This window comes from Mesorhizobium sp. M2C.T.Ca.TU.002.02.1.1 (assembly GCF_003997225.1).
Genome location: NZ_RZTO01000827.1, coordinates 1 through 2,648 on the forward strand (window position 1 = coordinate 1; position 2,648 = coordinate 2,648).

Consider the following 2,648-nt stretch of genomic DNA (forward strand, 5'->3'; position numbering starts at 1 on the left):
CTGCCTGGGTGTCGAGGTGGTGCTGCCGACCGGCGAGGTGTTCGACGATTTGCGTAAGCTGAAGAAGGACAACACCGGCTACGACCTCAAGAACCTCTTCGTCGGCGCCGAGGGCACGCTCGGCATCATCACCGCCGCCGTGCTGAAATTGTTCCCGAAGCCGAAGGGCAGGGAGGTCGCCTTTGCCGGCCTGCCGTCGTCCCCCAAGGACGCGCTGTCGCTGTTCACCCTGGCGATGGACAGGGCCGGCGCCTCGCTCACCGCCTTCGAGCTGATCGCCAAGAGGCCTTACGACTTCACGCTCAAGCATGGGCAAGGCATCACGCGGCCGCTGGCCGACGACTGGCCGTGGTATGTGCTGATGCAGGTCTCCTCAGGCCGTTCCGAGGAGGACGGCAAGGCACTGATCGAGGAGATTCTTTCGGCTGGCCTCGAGCAAGGCATCGTCGGCGACGCGGTGGTGTCGGCAAGCCTTGCCCAGGGCGACGCCTTCTGGAATTTCCGCGAGACACTGCCCGAATGCCAGAAGCCGGAAGGCGCCTCGATCAAGCACGACATCTCGGTGCCGATCGCCTCGATCCCCGAGTTCATCGAGAAGGCGGCCGGCGCGGTGGAAGGCGTCTGCCCCGGCGCGCGCGTCGTCTGCTTCGGCCACATGGGGGACGGCAATCTCCACTACAACATCTCGCGTCCCATCGACTGGCAGGATGAGGCGTTCCTCGAGCTCTACCACCCCATGAACAAGGCCGTGCACGATGTCGTGCGCTCCTTCCACGGCTCGATCTCGGCCGAGCACGGCATCGGCCAGCTGAAGCGCGACGAGCTGATCGCAACGGCGCCGCCGATGGCGATCGATCTGATGCGCCGCGTGAAGGCGGCCTTCGATCCGGCCGGCATCATGAATCCCGGTAAGGTTATCTGATCCTCACCTCATCGGGTGGCCGGTCGCATTCCGATAACCATCCCCGAGATCAGCAAAATTTAACCGACTTTCTTAAGCGCGCCGGTAAGAAGCGAGCGCTAATATTTCTTCCCATAACGAGGCCGGAAAAACCGGCCCTGAGAGAACCGGAAAAACGGCCCTCAGGACTAACAGGGAAGACATCGATGAACACTGGACTGAAGCCAGTCTGGGCCGGTCGCAACATGCGTCTCGACCCGTTTCGCCTGCCGCAGATGGTGAGCTATGCCACCCGCGACGATTATGGCGATGTGACCTTCACCATCGACCAGCGCGGCGCGGTCATCCGCCGGGTGCTGGAGATGAGCGGCGTGCCGGCGATCATCGCGCTGCCCCCCAATGCGTTCCGCGGCGTCGCCGCCCGCGCCATGGAGGATCCGGACGGCAACGTCACGGTGACGCTGGAACTCCTGCACAATGATCCGATGCTGTCGGTGCCGCTTCTGGTCGCCGACGACCTCGACGACGTCGCCGCCGACTGGCGCGCCTGGGCCGACGCCTATCGCCTGCCGATGCTGCTGATCGAGGCCGACGGCATCGCCCGCACGCTGGAAGAATCGCTCGGCGCCGCCATCAAGGCGCTGCCGCCGCAGGAGCGCCGCAAGGGCCGCGTCTCCACCATGCGCCGCCCGCGCTTTCTCGCCCGTCGCAAGGCCGGCAATCTGGGCTTGCGGCTGGTCATCGACGGCCAGGAGATTATTGCAAGGGAGTAGCGCGGCGCGCTCTCCTTCTCCCCCTGTGGGAGAAGGTGTCGCCGAAGGCGACGGATGAGGGGTGCTCCAGGGAAAGCCAGCGTCTCACTCCGCTGGAGCACCCCTCATCCGTCTCGGCGCTACGCGCCGATCCACCTTCTCCCACAAGGGGAGAAGGGAAAGCGCCGCCGCTACACCATCGGCTTCAGCCAAATCCACACCGAGCCGCCGATCAGGCCGAGGAAGATCAGCCAGCCGACCTGGTTGTTCGACTTGAACAGCTTCAGGCACTGGTCCGGATTGTTGATGTCGAGCCGGATGATCTGGCGCGCCATATGCGCGCCGGCGGCGATCAGCCCGGCCAGCGACACCACGGGCACCTGCGCCGAAGCGAAGGCGATGGCGAAGCAGATCAGCGCGCCGCCATAGAGCCCGGTGAGCCACATCTTGGTGTTGTCGCCGAACAGCCGCGCCGTCGAGCGCACGCCGACGATGGCGTCGTCTTCCTTGTCCTGATGCGCGTAGATCGTGTCGTAGCCGATCACCCAAAGGATCGAGCCGATATAGAGCATGATGGCCGGGTCATCGATGTCGCCGAACTCGACCGCCCAGCCCATCAGCGCGCCCCAGGAGAAGGCCAGCCCCAGCACGAATTGCGGCCAGTTGGTGATGCGCTTCATGAAAGGATAGATGGCGACGATACCCAGCGAGGCGATGCCGAGTGGGATGGCGAAGCTGTTGAACTGCAGCAGCACGGCCAAACCCACCAGCGCCTGGATGATGACGAATGCCCAGGCCTGGCGGCGCGTCACCTTGCCGGCGGGCAGCGGCCGCGATCGGGTGCGCTCGACCTGGTTGTCGATGTCCTCGTCGGCGAGATCGTTATAGGTGCAGCCGGCGCCGCGCATGGCGACGGCGCCGATGAAGAACAAAAGCAGATACCAGGGCGCCGGAAGCAGCGTCAGCAGCGGATCGGTCGGGCGCGGATAGGCGCC

At 65.0% G+C, this 2,648-nt stretch carries 3 protein-coding genes; 2 read left to right on the plus strand and 1 reads right to left on the minus strand.

All coding sequences use genetic code 11. The features are described from left to right. Both EOD07_RS29975 and EOD07_RS29980 read left to right on the plus strand, forming a co-directional pair. On the plus strand, positions 1–922 hold a 922-nt coding region (locus EOD07_RS29975; RefSeq protein ID WP_164772676.1), incomplete at its 5' end, for an FAD-binding oxidoreductase. A 185-nt stretch (positions 923–1,107) separates the two neighbouring features. Continuing rightward, entirely contained in the window at positions 1,108–1,674 is a 567-nt protein-coding gene (locus EOD07_RS29980; RefSeq protein ID WP_073986947.1) for a DUF6101 family protein, read from the plus strand. Between the two features lie 170 nt (positions 1,675–1,844). Here the strand turns inward: EOD07_RS29980 and ubiA are convergent. After that, positions 1,845–2,648: 4-hydroxybenzoate octaprenyltransferase (ubiA, locus tag EOD07_RS29985; protein WP_127237895.1), on the minus strand; the 804-nt coding region annotated here is incomplete at its 5' end.

Excerpts from the sequence above, each read along its gene's own strand:
- EOD07_RS29980 (WP_073986947.1), top strand. The coding sequence starts at position 1,108 with ATGAACACTGGACTGAAGCCAGTCTGGGCCGGTCGCAACATGCGTCTC.